At 33.0% G+C, this 19,727-nt stretch carries 18 protein-coding genes; 17 read left to right on the forward strand and 1 reads right to left on the reverse strand.

What is annotated here, in order from left to right; all coding sequences use genetic code 11:
- Positions 1 to 27: 27 nt before the first annotated feature.
- Positions 28 to 615 carry a nucleosidase gene (locus C8C83_RS20535; RefSeq protein ID WP_121330429.1) on the reverse strand — a complete coding sequence of 196 codons (588 nt, stop codon included), beginning with the start codon at positions 613 to 615 and terminating at the stop codon, positions 28 to 30.
- A 388-nt stretch (positions 616 to 1,003) separates the two neighbouring features.
- On the opposite strand from C8C83_RS20535, the gene C8C83_RS20540 reads away from it, so the two are divergent.
- From C8C83_RS20540 to C8C83_RS20620, 17 genes are all read left to right on the forward strand, one after another.
- A complete protein-coding gene (locus C8C83_RS20540) occupies positions 1,004 to 2,062 on the forward strand; it encodes a serine hydrolase domain-containing protein (protein ID WP_121330430.1) in 1,059 nt (352 codons plus the stop codon).
- Between the two features lie 457 nt (positions 2,063 to 2,519).
- On the forward strand, positions 2,520 to 3,098 hold the full coding sequence (locus C8C83_RS20545) for a sigma-70 family RNA polymerase sigma factor (RefSeq protein WP_121330431.1): 579 nt from the start codon (positions 2,520 to 2,522) through the stop codon (positions 3,096 to 3,098).
- A gap of 219 nt (positions 3,099 to 3,317) precedes the next feature.
- Positions 3,318 to 4,166 carry a FecR domain-containing protein gene (locus tag C8C83_RS20550; RefSeq protein ID WP_121330432.1) on the forward strand — a complete coding sequence of 283 codons (849 nt, stop codon included), beginning with the start codon at positions 3,318 to 3,320 and terminating at the stop codon, positions 4,164 to 4,166.
- A 156-nt stretch (positions 4,167 to 4,322) separates the two neighbouring features.
- Positions 4,323 to 7,562, forward strand: a complete 3,240-nt coding sequence (locus C8C83_RS20555; RefSeq protein ID WP_121330433.1) for a TonB-dependent receptor — start codon at positions 4,323 to 4,325, stop codon at positions 7,560 to 7,562.
- Between the two features lie 119 nt (positions 7,563 to 7,681).
- Positions 7,682 to 8,995 carry a hypothetical protein gene (locus tag C8C83_RS20560; protein ID WP_121330434.1) on the forward strand — a complete coding sequence of 438 codons (1,314 nt, stop codon included), beginning with the start codon at positions 7,682 to 7,684 and terminating at the stop codon, positions 8,993 to 8,995.
- Positions 8,996 to 9,581: 586 nt separating this feature from the next.
- The gene (locus tag C8C83_RS20565) at positions 9,582 to 10,898 is read left to right on the forward strand and encodes a hypothetical protein (protein ID WP_121330436.1); all 1,317 of its coding nucleotides are present in this window, start codon (positions 9,582 to 9,584) and stop codon (positions 10,896 to 10,898) included.
- A 264-nt stretch (positions 10,899 to 11,162) separates the two neighbouring features.
- On the forward strand, positions 11,163 to 11,861 hold the full coding sequence (locus tag C8C83_RS20570; protein WP_121330437.1) for a hypothetical protein: 699 nt from the start codon (positions 11,163 to 11,165) through the stop codon (positions 11,859 to 11,861).
- Between the two features lie 101 nt (positions 11,862 to 11,962).
- Complete coding sequence (locus C8C83_RS20575; RefSeq protein ID WP_132011876.1) at positions 11,963 to 12,736, forward strand: hypothetical protein; 774 nt, start codon at positions 11,963 to 11,965, stop codon at positions 12,734 to 12,736.
- A 46-nt stretch (positions 12,737 to 12,782) separates the two neighbouring features.
- Positions 12,783 to 14,135, forward strand: a complete 1,353-nt coding sequence (locus C8C83_RS20580; RefSeq protein WP_121330440.1) for a S41 family peptidase — start codon at positions 12,783 to 12,785, stop codon at positions 14,133 to 14,135.
- A gap of 104 nt (positions 14,136 to 14,239) precedes the next feature.
- Positions 14,240 to 14,446 carry a hypothetical protein gene (locus tag C8C83_RS20585; protein WP_132011877.1) on the forward strand — a complete coding sequence of 69 codons (207 nt, stop codon included), beginning with the start codon at positions 14,240 to 14,242 and terminating at the stop codon, positions 14,444 to 14,446.
- 428 nt (positions 14,447 to 14,874) lie between these two features.
- Complete coding sequence (locus C8C83_RS20590) at positions 14,875 to 15,510, forward strand: hypothetical protein (RefSeq protein ID WP_132011878.1); 636 nt, start codon at positions 14,875 to 14,877, stop codon at positions 15,508 to 15,510.
- 221 nt (positions 15,511 to 15,731) lie between these two features.
- A complete protein-coding gene (locus C8C83_RS20595; protein ID WP_121331393.1) occupies positions 15,732 to 16,178 on the forward strand; it encodes a hypothetical protein in 447 nt (148 codons plus the stop codon).
- 314 nt (positions 16,179 to 16,492) lie between these two features.
- A complete protein-coding gene (locus C8C83_RS20600) occupies positions 16,493 to 17,260 on the forward strand; it encodes a methyltransferase domain-containing protein (RefSeq protein ID WP_121330442.1) in 768 nt (255 codons plus the stop codon).
- A 26-nt stretch (positions 17,261 to 17,286) separates the two neighbouring features.
- Positions 17,287 to 17,877 carry a Crp/Fnr family transcriptional regulator gene (locus C8C83_RS20605; protein ID WP_121330443.1) on the forward strand — a complete coding sequence of 197 codons (591 nt, stop codon included), beginning with the start codon at positions 17,287 to 17,289 and terminating at the stop codon, positions 17,875 to 17,877.
- A 75-nt stretch (positions 17,878 to 17,952) separates the two neighbouring features.
- Positions 17,953 to 18,540 (forward strand): NAD(P)H-dependent oxidoreductase, encoded by a 588-nt coding sequence (locus C8C83_RS20610; protein ID WP_121330444.1) that lies wholly within the window; start codon positions 17,953 to 17,955, stop codon positions 18,538 to 18,540.
- Between the two features lie 155 nt (positions 18,541 to 18,695).
- A complete protein-coding gene (locus C8C83_RS20615) occupies positions 18,696 to 18,920 on the forward strand; it encodes a 2TM domain-containing protein (RefSeq protein ID WP_121330445.1) in 225 nt (74 codons plus the stop codon).
- Positions 18,921 to 19,038: 118 nt separating this feature from the next.
- A complete protein-coding gene (locus tag C8C83_RS20620; protein WP_121330446.1) occupies positions 19,039 to 19,677 on the forward strand; it encodes an NAD(P)H-binding protein in 639 nt (212 codons plus the stop codon).
- The last annotated feature ends 50 nt before the right edge of the window (positions 19,678 to 19,727 follow it).

A 19,727-nucleotide genomic window follows, 5' to 3' on the forward strand; every position in this document is an offset into this window, starting at 1 on the left:
TTTGACGTGGATAAAACAGATTTACTTCTACTTTTTTAAATTCAAAATTTCCCCAAAAGCTTCAGCGGCTTTATGAACCTGAATTGTCCAGTCGTCTGCGGCATTATCATCTGCACCGTCTGAAATATATTTCAAACACAAAAACGGAATATTCTCTTTCATCGCAATCATAGCAAGTGCGTAGGCTTCCATATCTACGACGTCATATATTTTTACGTCGTGTCCCATTTCAAAATTATCGCCGGTTCCGCAAATCCCAATTTGTAGTTCCGGCATTGTCAAACCGTATTCTAAAATTACGGGTAAATTAGAAAGAGGCGTTTCGTATAAAGCAAATCCCAATCCGCGAACATCCATATCTCTTTGTACAAATTTGGTACAACAAATGACATCACCTTTTTTAAAGTGACTACTTCCGGCTGATCCAAGATTAACAATTATAGACGGCTTTTTGAACTGTATAGCTTTAGTAAGTTCATAAGCGGCGTTTACTTTTCCAATTCCGGTAATTAATGCGTTTTGTCCATCAAAAACATCGGCAGCTTCAACTTCTAAAGCAAAGGAAAAAAGTACATTCTCTAAAGCAAAGGATTGCTCGTTGTTAATCTGTATCATTGAAATTTTATTTTCGAAATGCAAATATCTTTAATTAAAATAAATAAAATAGGAGAGCTGCGTTTTAATTTTTGTCTAAAAATGCAATCGGAAAAATTAAGTAAATGAGTTACAAGTAAGTTCTTTTTAATTCGGTCGAGTAATTTTTTCGAAGATATTTAGTTTTTCATTCTGAATTTAAGGCTGTCTAAAATGCACAAAATAGCATTGGTTTTTGGTTGTAAAACATTGTTATGTAGTGTTTTGTAATTACTCGTACTTCGGATTTTGATTATTCGTACTTGTTTTTTGAAACAAATGAGTACGAGTGTTTTTATTCGGTCGCGCAGGAATGGTTTCTTTCTGAGATTTGTATCGAAATAAATTTCTAACCATAAACAACGATACCATGAAAACTTCCCTAAAATTATTAGCAGCATTATTATTAGTAAGCACTTTTTCTTTTGGACAAGACATTACAAGAAAGATTGATTCTATCATTAAGGACAATTATCAAAAAAATCCTGATGTAGGTATTAGCGTTGGTTTTATTCAAAATAATAGAGAATTCTATACTTCTTACGGAAAATTGAATGCAGAAAGTAACGCAGAAATTAATAAAAATTCTATTTTCGAAATTGCGTCTATCACCAAGATTTTGACCACAAATTTAGTTGCACAAGCTGTTTTGGAGAATAAAATAAAGTTAGACGATTATATCGACAATTATCTTCCTAACCAATATGTGTTGAATGAAAATCTAAAAAATAAAATCAAAATTTCAGATTTGGCTTCTCATCAATCTGGTTTGCCTGATATAGATTTTGGAAAATTAATTGCACTGGATCCGCAACAACCTATAAATAATGTAACCGAAAAAACATTGGCAGACATTATCAATAATTGCACTGAACTCAAAGATTATGGCAAATACCGTTATTCTACTATTGGAATTACTTTATTGGGGCAAATACTAGAAAAAGTGTACAACAAGAGTTATGATGAAATTATTAGAGAAAAAATCATAAATCCGTTGCACATGAAAAATACACTAACAATAGATTTTGATGTAAAAAACAGAACAACTGCTCACAATCCTGAGGGTGGTATTCAGGAATTTTTCAAATGGAATGTTACTGCTCCTGCAGGATTAGTAAAATCGAATGCAACTAATATGGTTAAGTATTTGAAAGCACTTTTAAACAAAGAAACTACAGTTGGTAAAGCAGCATTAATTACTGAAAAAACGTTCTATAAAGTCGATAACAGAGAATTAGGATTGGCTTTAAATATTGATTCAGATGATAAAAATACGCTTTATATGAAATCTGGTGATTCAATGGGACAATCGTCTATTATATGTTATAACAGGACTAAAAATTGGGGAATTATAATTCTTTTGGATAAAAGAAATTCAAAAATGAGATCGAATTTATTGGATACTATTACTGAGACGGTTTTGAAATAAAAGGCTCAAAATTGAACGCGGATGAGGCGGATTCGCTTTGCGAAAACGCGGATTAAAACGGATTTTATTAGATTAATCTTGTCATTTCGAATGAGAAATCTTCGCAAGTAACTCCGCAACGAGGATTTAATCTTTGTCGAGCTACTCGTGAAGATTTCTCCTTCATCGAAATGACAAAAATGCGAGTAAAATCCGTTTTAATCTGTGTTTTCGTAAAGCAAATCCGTGTCATCCGCGTACTATAAAAAGACAGTCACCAATCTTTGTAGAGTTAAGCCTGTCATTTCGATCCCAAAGCCCTGAGATCGAAATGACAATATTGCGGTTAAGCTGCATCTTCATGATGTACCCAACTGAGTAATATTAATAAATTATTAAATGAGCGAATCACAAAAAATATCGATTGCGCTTTGCCTTACTTTTGTAAGGGTCTTCTTTAACAATTTAAAATTGCATTATGAGTTCTGATTTGGTACTAAGATTACGAAATGGAGATGATTCTTGTTTTAAAGAAATCTACGATTTATATCACTTTAAAGTATTTTGTTTTGTAAAAAAATATACAGCGCAGCTTGCAGATTCAGAAGATGTGACACAGAATGTTTTTATTCATCTTTGGAAATACAGAACAAAACTAGATCCAAATATTGAGTTGGAAGCCATTTTGTTTAAAAGCTCCAAACAGGAAATTTCAAGATGGTATAAGAAACAAAACAGAATTTTTTCGGTAGAAAATGACCAGTTGATAAAAGAGCTCGATTATGTTCTTGAAGTCGATGATGACATTAGTATTAAACTGGAAAAAATAGAATATCTGCTCAATAAAATTCCAGCCAAAAGAAGAAAAATTTTTAATCTCCATAAGTTCGAAGATCGCAGTTACAAAGAAATAGCGGCAGAAATGGACATGTCGCCAAGTGCCGTAGCAAACCAAATTTCGAAGACATTACAATTCCTTAAAAAGAATTCGATTAAGAATCATGAATTGTATTGGTTCGCGCTTTTTTTTGTGAGTCAGGCCGAATTTATATCTTAAAACCGACTTTTGTTTTTGTGTCTTTTTAAAGGCAAATTTCCCCTGATTTACTGCCAATAACTGTTTTTTTGCATCGGATTCAAAGTTAAGTAAATGTTCTTCTACATTAAGAAAACATTAATTACGATGACTACCCGTGATATTTAAATCATTGAAAATCTATTATAGTTGAATCGAGGAGATTCGTGTATGATTTTCCAAAAACTAAAGTTGATTTTAATGAAATCGAAAAAATTGAGAGATGAGTGGGATGCAATACCCAACAGAGGTATTTTACCAAATGAAAGCACAACTCGTATGTGGAATACGATACGCAAAACTACAGTTGATAAGTATAAAAACTTTTATAACTGGACAGCGGTTGCAAGTGCTGTAATTATTCTGTCTTTTAGTGCGTATCAGGCTTTTCTTCACTCTGATTTTCCTAAACCCGAAATTACTTCGACAATAACTTTCAATAATGATATCAGACTTTTGAGTTTGCCTGATGGAACAAGAGTTTGGTTAAATGAAAATTCTGAGATTGATTATCCTAAAAAATTTACTGGAAAAGAAAGAACGGTTACTTTAAAAGGAGAAGCTTTTTTTGAAGTAAAACGCGATCCGTCTCATCCGTTTGTGATTAGTTCCGGAGCTATAAAAACGACTGTTTTGGGAACTTCTTTTAATGTTAAGGCTTACGCCAATAATCAGCCTGAAGTAAACGTAAGAACTGGAAAAGTAAAAGTCGAAAGTTCGCAAAATACTGTATTGCTTGAAAGAGGCGATAAAGCAATTTATGAAGCCCAAACTTCGATACTAAACAAACAAAAATCTCTTGTTCTTGAACCGGAATGGAAAAAGGTTTTAATCTATGTCGACGGATTAACCTTAGCACAGGTTTTGGAAAAAATGAAAGTAAAAAATCATTTTTCAGTTATGTATTTAGATGAAGATTTAAAAAATCTTAAAATACAAGGAACACTTGATACGAGACAGGGTTTTTATGAAATGCTCCAAACAATTGCTTTTGCTTTGGAAATAAAGATTCAAACTACCGGAAATAATACTTTTCTCATTAGCAGATAAAAGGTTATAAAATTTTGAAACAATAATTTGCGACTGTATTAAATCTAAAAAAAAGATTTAATACAAGTTGCCGGGAATCGCTCGCTTTAAACTGAAAATATTTATCCAAAATATTGCATTAAAAATAATTCTAATAAACACTAACAATCATCAATTATGAACAATGAATTTTCGAGGCGATTTGCCGTTGCCTTATGGATTTTATTTTTCGGAGTTTTCTTCGGAACAAATTCAATTTATGCACAAACCGGAACTGTATCGGTTGATTTTAAAAATTCTTCGCCACAAAAAATTATAGATAATCTAAAATCCCGAACGCCTTATCAATTTGTTTATCAAAAAGATCTGGATTTGGATTTACCATTGGTTACACTAAAAAAAGATAATGTTTCGATAGATGAAATTTTAAGTGATTTGCAAAACATGACCAACTTAAATTTCAGAAGAAACGAAAATAATATAGCCGTAAATAGTAAAGACGGTGACAAAAAAAAAAAGAAGGGAAAAATAACCGGTAAAGTCGTAGATGTCAAAGGACTTTCGTTGCCTGGTGTAAATATAAAAGTAGCTGAACTGAGTATTGGCGCGCAATCTGATATTGATGGTAATTATGTTTTGGAATTAGAACCAGGCGAATATACTATCGAAATTAGTGCGATTTCATTTCAAACGCAAAAGATTACGGGAGTTAAAGTTCTTGAAAACGGCGAAACTCCACTTGTAGTTTCTTTAAAAGAAGATGCAGAATCTTTGAATGAAGTTGTTATTATTCAGGATTATAAAAAAGCAACAGCATCAGTAGGAGGTATGTTACTGCAACAGAAAAAAGCGGCTCAGTTTTCTGATGGTATTTCGGCAGAGCAAATCGCCAGAACTCCGGACAGAGATGTGGCGAGTTCCTTAAAACGTATTACGGGTGTAACGACAATTGGCGATAAATATGTTGTAGTACGTTCTATGGGCGAAAGATGGAATCAGGCGGTTATGGACGGAATCGCTTTGCCAAGTACAGATGCTTATCAGCAAAATTTCTCTTTCGATATTATTCCAACGGCTATTGTCGAAAGTATTGTTGTGAGCAAATCTGCAACGCCGGATATGTACGCGAATTTTGCCGGAGGATATGTAGAAGTTAAAACTATGGATATTCCGAAAGAAAACTTCACCAATTTTTCTATTAGTAATTCTTATAACAGTAAAAGTGCTTTTAAAGAGCGATTGACAAAACAGGAAGGCGATTATGATTATTGGGGTTTTGATGACGGTCGACGTGATTATCCATCTAACCGTGCCACAATAGATCCTCCAAAAACTGAGGCGGAATCAGGTCCTTTTTTGGATTACAGCAGACTATTTACAGAGGATAATTTTTCTACTTATAAAACCTATGGCGCTCCCGGAACAACTTTGCAATTTGGTATAGGAAGAACTTATAAATTAAAAGACAATAACAAATGGGGATTTGTTGGTTCAGCAATTTTTAAGAATACGCAGGAAAAACTAGAAATTGAGCATACAGAAAGAAATTTTAGAAGTAATACTGATTTTTCGCCGGAGAGCGATAAAGCATTGTACTCCACTTTTACAAAATATGGCTTTAAAAATTCAGGAGCCAATTATACTTATAATTCGACTTTGGGCGGTATGTTTAATGCGGGTATTCAGTTAGGTAATCATAAAATTACAGTGCGTAATACTGTTATGCATATTTACAACAATCAATTAACCCAAATTACAGGTTGGGAAAATGACGATGCTATAGATGGGATTTTAGACGGCAGCAAACTTGCAAATACTACAGAGTCTAATTATCCTGTTTACACCACTTTTATTCAGAATAAAATTGAAGGAAATCACAAGTTCGATAACCTTGAAGTTAATTGGTATGGTGCCTATGGAAATGTAGCAAAAGATACCAAGGACGCAACATTTGTAACTATTAGCAAGGAAAAAGTAGGCGATGATGTACTGACATCTTACGGTGTGAATAATAATGGTAAGAACAATTTTCCGTTTAGCAGAAGCAATTTTACTAATGACGAGGCCGATTATAACTGGGCCATTAATTTAAAATACACTTTTAATTTTGGTGATTCTTTTACAAATGATCTTAAAGGAGGTTATTTTGGGACTTATAAAAGAGCAACAAATCAACAAGCATCTGCTAAGTTAATAACAGTTGGTCAGACAGCTGAGCAGGCTACTATTTATGAACCGCTTTCTAAATTTTTGGACGGATCAAATTATTATTGGGGAGGTTTTGGATGGCAAGATTTTGGCATATACGGTAATAAGTATGAAGGTGACGTCAAAATACATTCCCCATTTTTAATGCTCGATGATAAAATTGGTCGATATGTAAGGTTGGTTTGGGGAGTAAGAGCCGAAAGCTACATTTATACCGAAATACAAAGTCAATCTGAATATCCTGATGGTTTAGCAAAAGACCAGGGTAATGATAAAATGTGGCAATTTCTGCCATCGGCAAGCTTAATAATTAGTCCAACTAATAAAATGAATGTTAGATTGGGGTATAATAAATCTGTTTTGCGTCCACAATTTGCAGAGCGTTTGGGTATTCCTTATTACGATCCAATTCGTTCGGCTAAAGTCTACAATTACTCAGATGGATTGGTTTCAAGTGTCGCTAATAATTATGATCTTAAATTAGAATGGTTCCCATCCGGTGCTGAGATTTTATCTTTTGGTATTTATCATAAAGACATTGATAATCCAATAGAATCAGTTGGTTTCCGTAATACTTCAGATGGAAGAGATATCTACGTTTTGAACTCAAACAATGCCAAACTATGGGGAGTTGAATTTGAGTTTTATAAAAATCTTTCTTTCTTAGGAGAAGGCGGAATATTAAAAGATCTTTTTGTTTACGGAAACGCTTCTTTCAATGATACAAAAGTAACTTCTTATGTTAATATCGATGGAACGGGAGGACTTTATGAAGCCAACAGACCTTTGTATGGGCAATCACCTTATACTTATAATCTTGGTTTAGATTATGTAGGTGACCGTTTTGGTTTTAGTCTTAGACAGAATGCGATTGGAGATCAATATATATTGGTAGGATTTGAATACCGTGCCGAAGAAATTCGCATGCCATATGCGATAACGGATGCTCAGGTAAGTTACAAATTTTTTAAAGAAAGAAATCTGGAATTAAAATTCAGCATGAAGAACATGTTTGATACAGGCATAAATACTTATAATAACACTAATAGTTATAGTACAATTACGGATGTTCCCTATGGAGCAAATCCAAGAGATAGATATAGTCTGGGTGCTGGGGCAACAAAGAAGTACGATGAAGATATTGATCAGGTTGTATTTAAAGCTAAAAGTGGCAGGACATTAAGTCTATCTCTTAATTATAGGTTTTAAAGTTGCAAAATTGAATCATTAGACGATCAAACATTTTATAAAAACAAAACCTTAGAAAAGTATTTTACTTACTTCTAAGTTTTGCTTTAAAGGACAATTTTAATAATAATTAATTCTTTATGAAAAACTTTTTTCTATTTGCAATCGCAACTCTACTTATGAGTTCTTGCCAAAGTGATGATACTGCCGATGCTTCTTTTTCTATGAAAGCTACTAGCGCTGATTACTCCGGATATCCAGCTACAGTACAAACGGTTAGTGGAGATATTACAACCAATACAACCTGGACAAATGACAGGGTTTGGGAAATTAATGGAATTGTACGTGTAAAATCTGGTGCCACCTTAACTATTCAGGCTGGAACGTTTATTAAAGAAAAGCCTCTTCCTGAAGGTTATGCTACAGGAGTTCTTGTGATTACTAAAACAGGAAAAATTGATGCACAAGGAACTGCAAATGCACCAGTTATTTTTACTAGTTATAATTTATTGGATGGCAATGCAAATACAGCTGCAAGGCCTGGAGATTTTGGAGGTATAGTACTTTTAGGAGACGCTCAGGTAAACAATGGTCAGTATACAAATCTTGTAGAAGGATTAGATTTCAATCGTTTGGCAAATTATGCCGAATTATATTATGGTGGTACAAATAATGGTCACAATGCAGGTATTTTGAATTTTGTGCGTATAGAATTTCCGGGATGTACCTTAGGATATGAAACTACATATACAATCGAGGCAAACGGTTTAACATTAGCCGGAGTGGGTAGCGGAACATTTATCGATCATATCCAGGTATCTTATGGTAAAGATGATTCATTTGAGTTTTTAGGAGGCAAAGTAAATGTAAGTCACTTAGTTTCTTTTGCTCCAGACGATGATAATTTTGATTTTGATCTTGGTTATACTGGAACAATTACAAAAGCCATCGCAATTGCTAACGGTAATTCAAGTCACAGTTATGTTGGTGGATACCCAGATTCAAATGGTATCGAATTAGATAACAATGCTGGAGGTACTACAACTATATTAATCACTCGTCCGGTTATTTCTCAAATGTCTATTATAGGTGTTAGCTCAACTACCGTTGCTGATCTATACGAAAATGCTATCCAAGTACGTAGATTAGGACAAATCAGTCTTGCTAATGTCACGGTAACAGGATATAATAAAGGTATTAATTGGGAATCTCCATCATTGCCATCAAATTCTACTTGGTCTGGATTATCAATTCATGGATTTGATGACCCAATAACGCCAACAGCAACGATTTTAGGTTTGGGGAATGTAACGTCAATTGTAGCTCCTGCTCCAAAATGGGGACTAACACAGCCTTTTTTTAACGATGGAGCATTAGATCTTACCGGAAATACGGGAGCATTTAAAACAGAGGCAAACTGGACAAATACATGGACCAAGTTTAATAATTTCTGATTTTTATAAGTTAATAAAAAGGAAGAAAAAATATGTTTTAATAAACTTTTTAAAACATGCGGTTGCTTATCTGTTATGTAATATTAAGAAACCGTTAACAATAAATTTAAGCATGATATTTTGCTTTTTTGAAATCTAATACTTAGTAAGTACTGTGATTGTGTAGGGAAGATTTTACAACACGATGCTTAATAGGTTTTCTTTAAAGACTCTTTTTTGAGGGAGAGTTTTTATAAAAAAAGTTCTTTGATAAGTTTTAAATAAATAAAATAGTAAAGGTTGCAGATATTCGGAATCTTCATACAAAGCCAAATCACCATAAAACGGCATTAGGTTTATCATATCCATAAACATCTAGCTTTTTATTTATTCTAAAATTTAAAAGAGAATTCGACCCTGATCCTTTCATTAGATCAATCCTATAATGAAAGATGGAAGTAGGCGTAAACCTCCGGCGGTAAAGCGGAATCGTTTATTGAAGAAAAGAATTTACCAAAAAAAGAGAAAGACCTAAGGAAAGATATTTTGCTGCTCTCTCCAAAGGCCTAGTTTAATAGCAGCAAATATAGCAATAATTCCAATTATTATGAAAAAATTTTTTCTATGTGCAATGATAGCTCTGGCTGTTACTTCTTGCCAAAATGATGATTCTTCTGCTGATTCTTCTTTTTCTATGAAAGCTGCTGGTGCTGATTACTCAGGATACCCTGCAACAGTACAAACTGTAAGTGGAGATATTACTGTAAACACAACTTGGACTAGCGACAAAGTTTGGGAAATCAACGGAGTAGTAAGAGTAAAATCTGGTGCTACATTAACAATTCAGGCAGGTACTTATATTAAAGCAAAACCTCTTGCTGCAGGTGTTGCTACAGGAGTTCTTGTAATTACTAAAACAGGTAAAATCGACGCACAAGGAACTGCTGCATCTCCGGTTATCTTTACAAGTTACAATTTATTAGATGGTAACGCAACTACAAAAGCAACTCCTGGAGATTTTGGTGGAGTTGTTGTTTTAGGAGACGCTCCGGTAAACAATGGATTAACTACAAACGTTATCGAAGGATTAGGAGATCAGCCTAATGTTTCTGATTTCTACTACGGAGGAACAAATTCAGTTCACAATGGTGGAGCTATAAACTATGTACGTATCGAATTTGCAGGACGTATTCTTGATGCTGCAACAGGAGTTGAAATCAACGGATTAACTTTTGGTGGTGCTGGTTCTGCTACAGTGGTTGATCACGTTCAGGTTTCTTACGGAAGAGATGATTCATTCGAATTTTTTGGAGGAACAGTAAATGTAAACCATTTAGTTTCTTTTGCTCCAGATGATGATAACTTTGATTTTGATCTTGGTTACACAGGAACAGTTACAAAAGCTATCGCAATTGCAGATAGTAATTCTACTCACAGTACTTCAGGTAGTGGATCTACATTAAGCCCGGATTCAAACGGTATCGAATTAGATAACAACGCTGGAGGTACTACAACTACATTAATTACTCGTCCGGTAATTAATCAATTGTCTATCATTGGAGTTAGCTCTGCTACAACAGCTAATTTATACGAAAATGCAATCCACGTTCGTAGATTAGGACAAATCAGTCTTACTAACGTTACTGTAACTGGATACAATAAAGGAATCTACTGGGAAGCTCCTTCATTGTCAAGTAACTCTACTTGGTCTTTATTATCTATTCACGGATTTGTTAATCCAGTATTACCTACAACAACAAGTTTAGGTCTTGGAAACACAACTTCAACAGTAAATCCAGCTACAGCTTGGGGACTTACACAACCATTCTTCAACAATGGTACATTAGACTTATCAGGTGCTACAGGAGCTTTCAAAACAGAAGCTAACTGGACTAACACTTGGACTAGGTTTACAAATTTCTAATTGTCAGGTTAATAAATATTTAATTCAGCATGGGCAGCATTTTTGCCCATGCTTTTTAAAAACAAAAAATAAAAAAAACTATACTATTTTTTTACTAATGATTACAAATTGCTTCATCTGCCCAATTCACAATATGGGAAGATGATTTTGAGGATGAAGAAGTTTCTGATTGCTTTTTACTCGATTGATAACAACTAAACCTTCGGAAATAAAGCAGAATAGTTTATAAAAAGTATTTGCTAAATACGCACTAATTAATTTATTATGAAAAACTTTTTTTTAATTGCAATTATAGCTCTGATTGCAATTTCTTGCCAAAATGATGATCCCATTGTTTCTTCTCCTCCCGTGGTGGTAGAACCTGAACCTGAGTCTCCTGAAGAACCTGCAAGTGGTAAATTCACAATATGGGAAGATGATTTTGAAGACGGAGACGTTTCTGATTGGGTTTTGCTGGATAAAGATGGAAATAAGAGCAACTGGAGTGCCCGAAAAAACATTCAGGTTGATGAATCCGGAGCAATTGTAAATGGAACTATTAATATATTAGGGACTTATAACATTGATCTAAGTACCGGAGCACCACTTGAAAATATGGAAGAAAACTGGGCTACAACAGCACCAATTGATTTGTCGTATTACTCAGGAAAAATTGAATTAGTTATTAATGCGCAAACTTCTATTTATGATGCCTCGCATGATTTATTAGTATATGGTTCAACATCATCAGATCCGGCAACTTTTAAACTTTTGTCAACAATACATTTAAAACGAGAAACAATGCTCGATGCAGAGTTTAAAGATTACACATTAGATATTTCAGAATTTAAAGGCAGTCATAATGTTTATATTTCATTCGTAAATGAAAACACAAGCTTTGTAGGCTATGAAATTGACAAAATATCGATCACAGCCGAAGGGCTTTTAGAAAACGTTTTGAAAAAAGCACCTAAGTCAAACTAAAACATATATTTCTAAAAAATAAAATTTATCAAAAACTAAAAACAAATCAGTAGTTGTTTTTTATAAAAGAACAAAAAACAGTTACTAATTACATATATAAAATGAAAAACAAGATTGTAAACGCACTTTTTTTTTTAATAGCACTTCTCTTTTTAGAGTCTTGTACAAATGACGAATTAGTTCCTTATTATCCGGAACAAAAAGCAGGAAAGTTGGTTATTAGAGGTTATAATGCACGCGCAGATTCTATTCAGATTGCTGTAAATGGCAAAGTAATAAAAATTGGAAATAAGAATGCATTCGTCAAAAATATTGTCAGAGATTATGATTTTGTGATCTATGAAAATGCACCCAAAGATATCGTGATTACAAATAAAAGAAGCAAAGAAATTTTGCATTCCTACCACATAACAAGTAATAAAAGCATTGATACCATTTCGTTTTATCATAAGAAAGATTTATGGGTTGACAATGTTTTAGCCACAAAACCCGGAGTATTAACAAATCCAAAAGATGCTGGATTTAAATTTATTTTTCCAACATTCAATAAGTATTCAAATACTGCATATAAAGGAAATCTAGATGGAATTATACGAAATTTAGACGGAGAAACTGTTGCTGTAGCACAAAACATTGGACAAAATCAATACAGTACTTTCGTTGAATTTCAGGCTTCATTGCCTCCAATTATAAAAATGGAATTAGTAAAACACGGCACAACCGAATCTTATATACCCGGAAAACAGGTTTTTGTAGTAATGTTAATGACTGCAAACAAATCAAGGTTGATTGTTCTTGACGAAAAAAAGGCAGATAATGGTCAATTTTCAGGTGTAGATGGATCCTTGAATCTGGCAGATTTTTTTGAATTCTAATAGCATTATTTTAAGAGTTTAGGTTCCATAATTTTAAAAGTTTAAAATGAAATATTCTTCTCTTATCAGAATCCTTTTTTTTCTTTTTTTCGGCATATTTTTAATTTCCTGCGAAGTCGATGACAAACCGGAAGTATATGAAGAAGGTTCCAATAAATACACCAATGATTGGATTTACAATCAAATGAAAAAGTATTATAAATGGAATGAAACAATGCCTGATAAGGGAGATTTAACCATAAATCCAAAAGAATATTTCAACAGATTATTATATAAATCAGATGTGTATTCGTATGCTGTGAATCCAAATTTACCAGAAACGGTTCCGCAGAGTTTACGCAGAAATTTTGGGTTTGATATTTCTTTTGTAGAATATCAAAGCAAAATTTATGGCGTGATTTTATATGCTTTAGAAGGTTCTCCGGCTAAAAATTACGGATTATTAAGAGGACAATTAATAACGAATATTAATGGAGAAGAACTGAATTTGAATAATTATGAGAAGATTTATAAAAGCATAATAACGACAACTCATTTAGATTTAAAAATAGTTTCCTATTCAAAAGAAACGGGTTTTTCTCAACCGGAATCAGTTTCTTTATCACAAGGATTTTCTTTTTCACAGCCAATTTTTCCGAAAGTATTTACAAACAATAATACTAAAATTGGGTATGTAGAAATTCCGCATTTTGATGTTGGTCAAGCCAAATTATTTCAAGAGATTTTTCAGGAACTAAAAACTCAGAATATAACCGAATTAGTTTTGGATCTGAGATATAATGGAGGAGGAGATGTATCATCGGCAACAGCCTTAAGTATAGTTCTGGCACCAAATATAAAAGCAAGTGATCTTTTTATACAATTTGAAGGAAATAAAAACGGAGGACTTGTAAAACAATCTTTTCAGGAAGCCTTAGAAAGTAACGAGCGCAATGTAAGTTTTGAGGTCCTCAAAAATGTACATCCGGATATTAAGAAACTCTATATTTTATGCGGAAAACGAACTGCTTCTGCTTCAGAAATAATGATTAATAATCTTCGTCCTTTTATGGAGGTTATTACAATAGGCGAAAAAACTGTGGGTAAAGATGTAGCAGGTTTTCCTATAGAAGACGACAGGATTCCAAATAAGATAGGCTGGATATTATATCCTTCTATCTATAAACTTTTCAACGCAAAACACGAAGGTGATTATTCAAGCGGAATAAATCCAACTATTTCCTTTGATGAATTGCAGGAACCGGAGATTTTTGCTTTAGGCAATCGTTCAGAACTTTTGCTAAGTGCAGCAATAAATATGCAATCCGGAAATACCAATAAAACGAAAACTTCAACAGCAAGATCATTACCATTGTCCAAAATTTATATCGATGCTGATCCGTTATTGGCGAAGCCTTAAATTCAAATTTTTAAATATTATTTATATTAGAGTATTTTATTATGCAAGGAATAAATTCTTCAGAGCATCGTATTTTGTTGGCAGCATTTCGGAAATTTGAATATATGGCTTCAATTTCCAAGAATAAAATGGAGGAAAACGAAGATGCTAATACACGAAAAGCCATGAAAGAACTTGATGCACTCTACGATAAGTTTCAGGTATTATTTGTCGAGTTAAAAAAATGCAGCGATGATTATGAAATCAAAAAGAAATCGACCCGAAGCATCATTAATAAAAGTATAAGGAAATTAGCGCCTGTTTTTTTGTAAAAGTAGTTATCTAAAAGCTCAAACATAATATTGTCATTTCGATCCCGAGGCTTCGGGAGAGAAAGCTCGACAAAGATTAGCGACAATATAGAACGCGGATGACGCTGATTCGCTTTGCGAAAACACAGATTAAAACGGATTTTATTCGCTCAATATTCTCATTTTTCGAAATGATAATATTATGTTTAAGCTTTGCGTCTTTCCAAGAGATCTATTTGATAATATTTAGCTGTTAATATTTAGTTTTATACTTACAGAAAACATCTAATCAAAAAAATAACACTTTATAAAGATCTGAAATAGAGTTGTCTTTAAAAAAATAATAAAAGTTAAGAAGTAAAAATCCAATTATAACTTGATTTTTATAGATTTGTATAATGTATTATTCCCAAAAATCAGTTGGGATACAATTATAAAATCTAATGCCAATGAAATCTGTTACTTCAATATTTTTGTTCTTAATACTTGTGTGTTCTAATTCTTATTCACAATTGAGTGCAGATAAAATATTCGAAAGCTTTAAACAAGGCGACCGCACAAACTGTTCATCGATTGCTTTCATTAAGGCTTCTTTAAATATTTATGGATTAGACAATCTTTTTGAATATGAACAGATAAATGATAATCTACATAAAATAACACTAAAAAACGGTGCGTCGTTTAATATTAATAATGACGAAATGAACAAAGCCAAAGAATCTGCGGGTTTTGTGTTCATTAAAGACAATTGCGATAGCGAAAAAATAACCGATTATGCCGTCTTGACTTATGCTGTTATGGCAAAATACAAGCAGATTATCGACAAAGAATCAACTTTTGACAGAGCGTTAGAAGATTTAGAAGACGGCGCGGTATATACGCCAACAATCTACAAGTATTTAGGATTTAAACTAGGAAAGCAAGTGCAAAAACTAAAGAGACAATCCGGAAGTGAATTTTGCGGAGTTGTTGCCTGGTCATCTGCACATGCCGTTTTTGTTTGCGAAGAATTTATGGATTATTACGGCAACAAAAAAAGCATATGGATAAAATATCCAGGTCGTTTTAGAGTAATAAAGTCATAAATTACACTTATTATTACGTTGCAAAACAGTACTAAAATTGATTTCTTAATAATTTTTTGTCAAAAAGGAGCATTCCAAACATGGTATAATAACCCCTATAAGTGTCTGTAATAGCATATTGCGAAAAGTTAAAATTTTATTAAAAAAAAGAAATCAATAAAGTTGCAGTTTAAGTTTAATTATATATTTTTGTTTTATTAACAACCAATTACATTATGAAAATGAAGAGCAAGATTTTTATACTAAGTATCCTTTTCTTTTTGACTACAGGAGCGATCTCAGCACAGGCAAAAAATGCACCAAGAAGTATCATCAGTACAACAGCGTTAATTCGTAAGTACCATGATCAAAAAGAACTAAGTGGAATGCAAAAAGGAGAACTTTTAGAATTATACATTGAGCGTATCAAAGTTCTTGTAAAAACTCTTCCTTATATTGCTTTGGTTACTAAGCCAGGAGTTACTATGGCAGATTTAGGTATTCCGGACGATTCTGAGCACAAAAAAGTGTTAGACAATCAAGCAATCGGAACAACAGCATTTTTGGATACAACAGTAGAATTCCAAAGAAAAATGATGCCTTACTCAGATAAAGGAAATTTAATTGCTGCAATTTTGTTCTACGAAGGTACATTGAAATCATTACACGAATTCAACGACTTGAACTAATTGTAAGACAATAAAATATAAAATTCAGAAACCTCCAAAGTCATTTGATCTTGGAGGTTTTTTTATAAGTATGACTAAAAAAAAATCTCGCAAAGTCGCGAAGCCGCCAAATTTAAAACTTTCTTTGCGACTTAGCGACTTTGCGAGATTAATTTTATTTTCTAAAAGTTTAACTTAATAACATTCCTTTCGTTCAGAATGACAAAAACGAGCGCATTAATTTCAAAAGTTTTTAGTTTGAAATTATATCGTAAATTAGCTGAATTGCATTTATATAGCTTTCAGAAGTAAATAAAACATTAAAACAGACTTTTATGCCTTGGAATCCCAAAATATATAATGAGTTTAATGAGCTGCGAAATAAACCGTTTTATGATCTGATGGATTTTATAAAAGAGTCGGAAGCTACAAAGGCAATCGATTTGGGATGTGGCACAGGAGAACAAACCGCAATATTAGCTAAGAAATTCAGCAAAACTGATTTTCTGGGCATTGATTCATCTGTAGAAATGCTGGACAAATCCAAAACTTTAGAGGCAAAAAAACTTCGTTTTGAGCGTGCAACTGTAGAAGATATTGCAGAGTCAAATCAAAAATGGGATTTGATTTTTAGTAATGCAGCACTACAATGGTCAGATAATCATGAAGTCTTGTTTCCAAAACTGATCAATTTGATTCATCCAAAAGGTCAGTTTGCAGTTCAAATGCCTGTTCAGAACGAAAATATACTAAACAAGATTTTATATCAATTAGCAGGCGAAGAACCTTTTAAAACCTATTTGAACAGTTGGAGAAGATATTCACCCGTTTTGAGCATCGATCAATACGCACAAATTATGTTTGATGGCGAACTTGAAGATATTCAGGTGATGCAGAAAATTTATCCTATAATTGCTCAGGATCATGAAGCGCTTTATAATTTTATTTCCGGTTCAGCCCTGATTCCGTATATAGAACGTCTTGATAAAGAACAACAGAAACTTTTTGTCAGCACATTTAAAGAGAGAATTGCAGAACATTTTCCAAAACTTCCTGCGATTTATGCCTTTAAAAGAATTTTACTTTACGGAAGCAAAGCTTAGTAGATCATCAAAATCTAGTCTAAAAAATGGAATTAGGAGCAGAGATACTTTTTAAATCGGTTAGGGAAATTTGTCCTGAGATAACTGATGAAGAAATGTCACAATATGCTTCGAGATTAACATTTCAAGAACTTCATAAAAAAGACTTTTTTCTACAAGTTGGCAAAGTTCAAAAATCGATCGGTTTTATTGCAAACGGATTAGTTCGTTCTTCGTTTGTAGATAATGAAGGCAACGAAATCACGGTCGGTTTTTATTCAGAAGGTGATTATGCCACACATTATCCAGCTTTTATAACACAACAACCCAGTAAATATTCGATTCAATGTTTGGAACCAACTACAATGGTTTGTCTTTCTTATGAGGATTTGCAATGGATCTACAAAAAATTGCCCAGCTTCGAAAAATACGGACGTTTAGTTGCCGAAGAAATCCTTAAACGACAACAAGCCCGTATTGAAAACTTCATATTTCAAACTGCCGAAGAGCGATATATTGATTTTATAAAACACCATTCAGATCTGTTTAACAGAATATCTGTTTCTCATCTTTGTAGCTTTCTGGGCATAGAAAGACAATCACTTACCAGAATCAGGCAAAAATTAGCGCATCAATAATATTTTGACACATTTGTGTCACGAATCCCTTTCTATTATTTAAAATCTTTGCAGTGTCAAATTAAATGAACTGCAATGAAAACGAATATCTTACTTATACTTGGACATCCATCTGAAAATTCTTTTTGTAATGCATTATTAGACGCTTACAGAAATGGAGTTGAAAGTACAGGAGCAAATTGTAAAACGATTTATATTTCGAGACTTGATTTTAATGTAAATCTTTCTGACGGATATAAAAGCGGAGAAACCTTAGAACTCGAACCAGATTTAGTCCATTCGCAAGAATTGATCAAATGGGCCGATCACGTTGTTTTATGCTACCCAAACTGGTGGGGTTTTATGCCAGCAATCACCAAAGGATACATAGACAGAATCCTACTTCCTGACTTTGCATTCAAACACCATTCCGGAAAAATATTCCCCGAAAAACTCTTAAAAGGAAAAAGCTTAAGGCTTCTTGTTACAATGGATACGCCAAAATGGTGGTTTTATCTCATTTATCGAGCTTCACAATATCAGATCCTTAAAAACATTGTTTTTGGCTACGTAGGATTTGACCCAATCAGATTTTCAACTTTTGGATTTATGAGGAAATCAACTGAAAGCCAACGGAATAAATGGTTAAACAAAGTAGAAAAATTAGGAAAACAACTTAAATAAATCGAATTGTAAAAAAGATAATCTGCTAGGATTTAAAGGTTGGTAGTAAAAATAAAAGACCCGTTAGATAAAATATCCCGTAGGGATTATACCAATAGATTTTTTTAAAAATAACAACTTAAATAAATTATTCAAAATCAATAAAATCAAACATTATGAGACATTTAGCAAACGAGCACAAAGTTGCTCAAATCAACCCGGAAAAAAGCTTCAGAATTCACTTATTAGTATTTGCATTGACCATTCCGGTTATTTGGTTGATCTGGTTTTTTACAGACAGAACTTATTTATGGCCTTTGTGGCAAACCGCTGCATGGGGAACAGGTTTATTATTTCACTTTCTGGGAGTCTTTGTTTTCGGAAGTAAAAAAATAAAATAAAGAACATTAGAAGATATTTACAATAGAATAGCAAGTTTTAAATGGATTGATGCTAAAATTGGTATTTTTAATTTTTAAACTAAGCTGTTTTTACAACGAATATTTATAAATTTATAACATGAAAGCAATAGTTATAGGCGCAACAGGTGCAACAGGAGAGTTCTTGGTTAATCAACTTTTAGAAGACAAAGATTATACGACAATTACAGTTTTTGTAAGAAGATCAATTGGGAAACAACATCCTAAATTGGTCGAGCAAATTGTTGATTTCTCTAATATTGATTCTTATAAAGATTTGATTGTAGGTGATGTTTTTTTCTCTTGTTTAGGAACAACTCTAAAAGCTGCAGGTTCAGAGGAAAATCAAAAGAAAATAGACTTTGATATTCCGGCAAATTTTGCAAGTGCGGCCAAAGAAATCGGAGTTTCTTCGGTAGTACTATTATCTGCTTATGGAGCTTCTGCAAAAAGCAAGATTTTTTATTCTCAAATAAAAGGAAAACTCGAAGACAAAATTGCTGAACTGAATTTTGAGCAATATATTATTTTCAGACCGGGATTGCTTTTAAGAACCGGAACAGATCGTTTGGGCGAAAAAATAATGGTACCAATTCTAAATATCCTTAATTCAATTGGGATTCTTAAAAAATACAAACCATTACCAACCGTTTTATTAGCAGAGAAATTGGTAAAAGCGCCGAAAAAATTACCAAAAGGAACTTCTATTATTGAACTAAAAGAAATATTTGGTTTTTAAGAAGCTTATAAATTTAGGATAATTCATAAATTGAACTTAAATTAGTTCAA

The organism is Flavobacterium sp. 90 (assembly GCF_004339525.1).
GTDB lineage: Bacteria > Bacteroidota > Bacteroidia > Flavobacteriales > Flavobacteriaceae > Flavobacterium.